Raw genomic sequence first — 6,349 nt, 5'->3', positions numbered from 1 at the left:
CTATTCGTCTATTCGTCTATTCGTCTATTCGTCTATTCGTCTATTCGTCTATTCGCACATCCGGCCGGTCGTGGACGCCGGGAGACGCCAAAATCCGCTTCTGCTGCTCGGTCAGCCCCTCATAAACCGAACCATCGTACCCCTTTGGCGCGGAAATCAAATGCCCTGGACCGTATTTGTAAAGCAACACCCTGCGCTCGTGATCTGCCCGCCACGGCAACGTGCCGTGTACCAATGCCTCCGTAAAAAAAATCGCATCCCCCGCCTTTGCCTCTGGCTGCACAACATAGTGCGGAACCCGCTCAAACCGCTGCACATCGCGCGGCAAATCCATCCGGAAATTGCTCTTATGGCTACCCCGGACACAGGCAAATCCCCCATCCCCTGCATCGGCATCCGACAACACATACGTCAACACCGACAAACCACACTGCATCACGCCATCTCGATACCTGTAATAATGGTGAAACAAATCCGGCTTGCCGCCGTGCAAACTACCTCGCTTCCCATTCTTCAGCATAAAAATGGCGTAATCGTGATCCAGGCGGAACTTTGGTCCCAACAACGCAACGAGATAGGGCAACACCTTGGGATGATCGATTAAATCCCGACACGCCACATCCCAATCCATAATACTCGGCGCGCGGCGCACACCTCTGGCATTGCCAAATTCATTATCCGCCTCCACATCCCCGTAATCCCTGGGAAATTCTCTATCCGCCACCGCATTGAGCACATCCAATTCCTCCTGACTCAACACATCTTTAATCACCAGATACCCGTCGAGATCAAACATAAACTTTTCTTCTGGGGTCATATCGCATTCTCCTATCGATAGGGCAATGGCCTGGGATCGAGCCATTCCACAATTCGATCTTTAATCGCCCATGCAAAAAAGAAATTTCCGCGCGGCGTATGATGCCCAATATAATACGGTTCCAAAAACGCCTGCACATCCCCCCGATATGTCGCGTACGCCTCCCGAAAAGCATCGCGCAAATCGATCACAGGCACATCCTTTGTCGCCAACCAATCCAAAAACGTCTGGTCAAAAAGCGGCTCACCTTCTAATGCCCGAGCTATATTACCCGAACCAAATGACAAAATCACCAGCAACTTTTTTCCATTGGCCTTTGTAAATGCCTCTACCTTTTCAATTACAAACCGCGTCGCAAACAAAGCCGCCTCGGTATGCAAGCTATAGACCTCGGCATCCGATCCCGCATTCTCGAATTCTCCCCCCATACTCTGCGCCATAGCCGACGCATCTTCCGCACTGCCCCTACGCGCCATAACCGCATGCAAAATCGGATCATCGCCAAACATCTCCCACACCCAATCCGCATCGCACAGCCGATAGAGTTCCTCGGGCGTCTTGCACAAATTCTCGCGCTCTTCCACGGTTCCACTTTCCAGATTCACGCGCAAATGCGGCAGCGTAAACCGCCCCTGTCTTCCCATGCGAATGGACCGCCATGCGTCCAAATTGCGAAAGTGATCGTCATCCCACACATTCAAAATCACGTACTCGGCGGGATATTCCCGCTCCACAATCAACATTCGCCGATACGCCTGATACACACTGTGCCCGCCAATGCCGTAATTGCGAACAGGTTCCAGCAAATGCGCGGCCAAATACTCCTGCCACGTCTCCCCATTGCTCACCTGATCGCAATGCGTAAAACTATTCCCATACGTATGAATGCGGCACGGGCGATCCGCGTAATTAACCACCTGCCGCGCACCGTCTTTCTGATAAGCGTAAAATCCGCGCGAATCATCCACCCCACCCCCGCGAAACCCATCACAAACCACCCATCCGATCTCGGGATCAAACGCCGACTGTGCATTATTACACATAATCCTCGCCAACTCCGCTGGCACATCTGCCTTCGCAGGCGTCACAAAATGATCCACCATCTCGCGCGTCGGCATAATCGATTCTAAATATTCGCGCCCTGTCATCTCGGATTCCTCTCCTCTCTCTCATCTCGCTTCCTGATCAACCGAGCCGGTGTGCCTCCAACCACCGAATACGGCTCCACATCGCGCGTCACAACCGCGCCCGCGCCCACAATACTATGCGCACCAATACGCACCCCGCCAATAACCACGGCATTGGCACCAAACCACACATCATCCTCCACGACAATCTCCCGCTTTTGCACCCTTTGTTGCACCATCGGAATATCGATTCGATCGTACCCATGTCCCACACTCGCAAAAACCACATGTGCCGCCACCGCCACATAATTGCCAATGGTCAAAGGCCCGTACAACACGCTATACGGCGCAAAATGCGTGTGACTGCCAATATCGATCCACGCGCCACATGGATTTACAAAAACCCCATTGTGAAACGCCACATCATCGCCAACACGCACCAATTCCGGATGCCGAATATCGACCAACGGATCAAAATGAACCGACTCTCCAATCGCCTTAAATGCCGATCGGTCTATCTCAAACATAAGAATTCCCCTCCGCACACAGATTAATCAATTACAGGACGCGATGCAATGGTATTTGCCCCTGCAAAGCCCGGCTGAAATTCACCGCTGTCTCTTTTTAAAAGTTCTACATACCACGCGCTATTGCCGGATAATCTCTGTTGTCTAAGGAAGATCGCCTACCTATATTTCGGCATTGCCGCGCCCCATATCACAGTAATTACACGAGGTTTTTATGAAGCAAATTTTCCTGATATTTTTGTTTTTCGCGCCTGCAACCCTGTCCGCCGCCGTGCTCAGCGGCCAGGTGCGCGATGAGAAAACCGGAGAATCGCTAATCGGCGCAAATGTTTATTTGGAAACGCACGCGAGGGGAACAGCCACAGACCTCGATGGAAATTTTGCGATTCCCAATGTCAGCGAAGGTAGCCACACGCTCGTCATCAGCTTTGTGGGCTATAAGGAATATCGCGATACCATCACTGTAAAAGAGGGAATGGGTGCGTTGGCTGTGGCGCTAACGCCCGAAGCCATGCAGTTTGAAGAGGTCGTTGTGAGCGCGCCGCGCGCCAAATTGCGCGAAACGCCCATTGCGTTCTCCGATGTGCCAAAATCCGATATAGATCGCAAACTCGGCTCTCGCAGCCTGCCGATGCTTTTGAACGATACGCCGGGAGTTTATGCGACAGAGCAAGGCGGTGGCGATGGCGATTCGCGCATCAATGTGCGGGGATTTGACCAGCGCAACATCGCCGTCATGGTCAATGGCGTGCCAGTCAACAATATGGAAACCGGGTGGGTCTATTGGGTTGACTGGGATGTTCTCAGCGATGTGACGTCGTCCATACAGGTGCAGCGCGGATTGGGTGCCTCAAATTTGGCGATAGCCTCGGTGGGGGGCACGCTGAACATTATTACCGATGCCGCCCGTCAACAGCGCGGGTTTAAGATCAAACAGGAAGCCGCGACCAGTGCCTATTACAAAACCACGGTCAATTTTTCATCGGGCTTACTCGATGAAAAAACCGCGCTGAGCGTGGGCATTTCACGCAAAGTTGGCAATGGCATACCCGATCAAACATGGACAGAAGGGTGGGCGTATTTCGGAGCGTTGAGCTTTTTGGCCTCTGAAACACACAAATTCGAGTTGTTTGTCGTGGGTACGCCGCAACGCCACGGGCACCGCCTGTTCAAGCAGCCCATTGGCACTTTTGATGCCAATTATGCGCAGTCTTTGGGCGCAGGCGCAGCAGATGCGAAAAATTACGGGGTCAATTACAATCCCAACTGGGGATATTCGCCGTTTTCATCCTATCGGGAATTCTTTAACGGCAAGGTGCGCGACGCGCGCGACAACGCGACCATTATGGAACGCGAGAACTACTATCACAAAACACAAACCAATTTGAACTGGTATTGGATACCCAACGATCGGTTTGTTTTGTCCAATGTCTTTTATTGGGCGCGCGGCAAGGGCGGAGGCCTGGGGCGCCTGGGCGTCAATCCGGGAACCCGGGCAGACGGCAGCATCGACTGGCAACACGCAGTAGATGAGTTGAATACGGAACCCGCATCACGAGCCAATCCCGACCTGGTGCTTACAGGCGAGGTCGGAGCCTTTGAGATTGCGGCAAAGACCATTATGCGAAACACGGGCAGCCTGCAATACTATTACGGATATTTGGGCACGGGCGAATACGCGCTAACGCCTGCCTATAAGCTCGCCTTTGGCATTGATCTGCGCGGCTATGAGGGGCAGCACTGGCGCGAAGTGCGAAATTTGATAGGGGCAGATTATTACGTTTTTACAGGCGACAGCAATGCCGCGACTTCTGTTAAACGCCTTGGAGACAGGATCGCATATCACACCGATGGTCTGACGCGCTGGGGGGGCGGGTTTGTGCAAATCGAAAGGCAGGTGAACAACTTTACGGCATTTTTGAGCACATCGGCATCCATAACAGCTTATAAACGCATCGACTATTTTCGCGCCAGGGTCAATGGGGAATGGGATCAGACAGATTGGAAAAGCTTTGGAGGTTATACGCTCAAGGCGGGGGGCAATTACAATATGACCCCTACGGTCAATGTGTATGCCAATATGGGCTGGCTTTCAACAGCCCCCAAATTTGGATCGGTTTATCACTACGACAACAGCCTCTACGATCCCACATTCAATGAAAAAGTGGCGTCTTTTGAGTTGGGCGCAGGCTATCTCAAACGCGGGGTGATAACCGGAAACGCAAACTTCTATTACACCAAATGGATCGACCGCTCGTGGCCCAAGAGCGTTTACAGCGCAAAGCTCGACCAGAACTTTCGGTTTTTGCTCAGCGGCATTGACGCGCGGCACACAGGCATAGAGTTCGACGTCAAGGCGCGCCCCCATCCCAGGTTGGAGGTGCACAGCATGGTCTCGCTCGGCAATTGGGAATGGCTCAACGATGCGCGCGCCACATTTTTCCCCGAAGAAGACCCATTGGTTGCAGATACGTTTCAAGTCTATGCCAATGGATTGAAGGTAGGCGACTCGGCGCAAAAAACCCTTGCGCTGAGCAGTACGGTATTTCCCATGCGCGGGCTTTACACCACACTGAGCTTGAGGCGATTTATGGATCACTACGCCAAATTCGATCCCGCCAACCGAACAGATCCCGATGACCGCCAGCAATCGTGGAAAGTGCCAAATTATAATTTGGCTGATCTCCACGCGGGTTATATCCTGCCCGGCAATACATTTGGCAATGGCAAAGTAAAACTGCAATTGCACATCTTCAATTTGTTCGACGCGCGCTATATTTCCGATGCAGACGATGGCGACAACCACGACGCCTCAACCGCGCTCGTCTTCCTCGGACTGTCCCGCCGCTGGAATATTTCGCTATCCTACGATTATTAATGAGCCAGATGCTCATCAAGGGCGGAGCTCAGTCGCCGAAAGACCTGGGGAAATTCAGCGGTGACATCGTCCCTTTCATTGCGCTGTAGATCGAACAGCAACTGGGGACGCTCGCGCTGAAGACGCTCCGTCTCGTCGGACGGCACATGCATCGGTTCAAAGACATCGCCCCCAATGCGCTTCTCTGGATCATAGCCGCGAACCAGCTTGAAACGCCCGTCGAAAACCATGCGCCAGGCACTCAGGCCGGAAAATACCAGGTCTCGATGCCTGCGCGCTCGGGCACCGAGATAATTGACGAGAGAACGGCTATCGAGATCATCACCGGGGTTCAGGCCGCCCCACTCGAGAAAGCTGGCGGTCAGATCCAGCGTCGTCATCGGAGCGTCGTCGCGTCCGAAAGCCCCCACGCCCGGACCAGCGATCACCAGCGGAACCCCCACCGACGCCTGTAGAGGCGACAACTTCTGCCACTGGTCGTAATCGCCGAGCATCTCGCCGTGGTCGCTGGTAAACACAATGATCGTGTTGTCGAGATCACCCCTCGCATGCACCCGCGCGACGAGACGCCCGAGGCAAGAATCGAGATGTTCGACAGTGGCCGCCCAGTTGCGACGCACCTCCTGGTGCGTCTCGGGCGCAATATCCTCGGTATTGAACACGGGAAGAGGAAATTCCACGGGCGGCTCGCGGTACCATTGATGCATCGACTCGGTAATATCCCACGGATGATGGGGATTCTGCAGATTTACCTCCAAATACCACGGCCTGTCGTCGGGCACCCTGTCCAGAAGGGTGAGCGCATTGTTCGTGATCCAGGTGTCGAAATACGCATCGTCGGGAAGTGTCGTCGGGAAAGTAGCCGTCCACACACCCTCCCGGCTTCGGCGCGCGTAATCGGCAATGTGCTCCTCTGCCAGGCCGCGCGCGTGCAAAAACGCCATGTACGTATCCTGAGGCACCATCTCGTTGTTGCGCATCAAAATGGTCGCCTGGTTCA

At 53.7% G+C, this 6,349-nt stretch carries 5 protein-coding genes; 1 reads left to right on the top strand and 4 read right to left on the bottom strand.

Features of this window, described 5'->3' with window-relative positions; all coding sequences use genetic code 11:
* Nucleotides 1–40 precede the first annotated feature (40 nt).
* From OXH16_12490 to OXH16_12480, 3 genes are read right to left on the bottom strand one after another with little or no spacing between them, the layout of a single operon-like run.
* Nucleotides 41–817 (bottom strand): phytanoyl-CoA dioxygenase family protein, encoded by a 777-nt coding sequence (locus tag OXH16_12490; protein MCY3682212.1) that lies wholly within the window; start codon nucleotides 815–817, stop codon nucleotides 41–43.
* A gap of 11 nt (nucleotides 818–828) precedes the next feature.
* Entirely contained in the window at nucleotides 829–1,965 is a 1,137-nt protein-coding gene (locus OXH16_12485; protein MCY3682211.1) for a hypothetical protein, read from the bottom strand.
* Entirely contained in the window at nucleotides 1,962–2,471 is a 510-nt protein-coding gene (locus OXH16_12480; GenBank protein ID MCY3682210.1) for an acyltransferase, read from the bottom strand. The genes OXH16_12485 and OXH16_12480 overlap by 4 nt, the downstream gene beginning before the upstream one ends.
* Before the next feature lie 214 nt (nucleotides 2,472–2,685).
* On the opposite strand from OXH16_12480, the gene OXH16_12475 reads away from it, so the two are divergent.
* Nucleotides 2,686–5,349, top strand: coding sequence for a TonB-dependent receptor (locus OXH16_12475; protein MCY3682209.1), 2,664 nt, complete (start codon nucleotides 2,686–2,688; stop codon nucleotides 5,347–5,349).
* On the opposite strand, the gene OXH16_12470 is transcribed toward OXH16_12475, so the two are convergent.
* Nucleotides 5,346–6,349: sulfatase-like hydrolase/transferase (locus OXH16_12470; protein MCY3682208.1), on the bottom strand; the 1,004-nt coding region annotated here is incomplete at its 5' end. The genes OXH16_12475 and OXH16_12470 overlap by 4 nt on opposite strands.

It is taken from the genome of Gemmatimonadota bacterium, from assembly GCA_026705765.1.
Taxonomy (GTDB): domain Bacteria; phylum Latescibacterota; class UBA2968; order UBA2968; family UBA2968; genus VXRD01.
The sequence above is the reverse complement of the archived record's forward strand: the minus strand, read 5'-3'. Positions and strand labels throughout refer to the sequence as shown.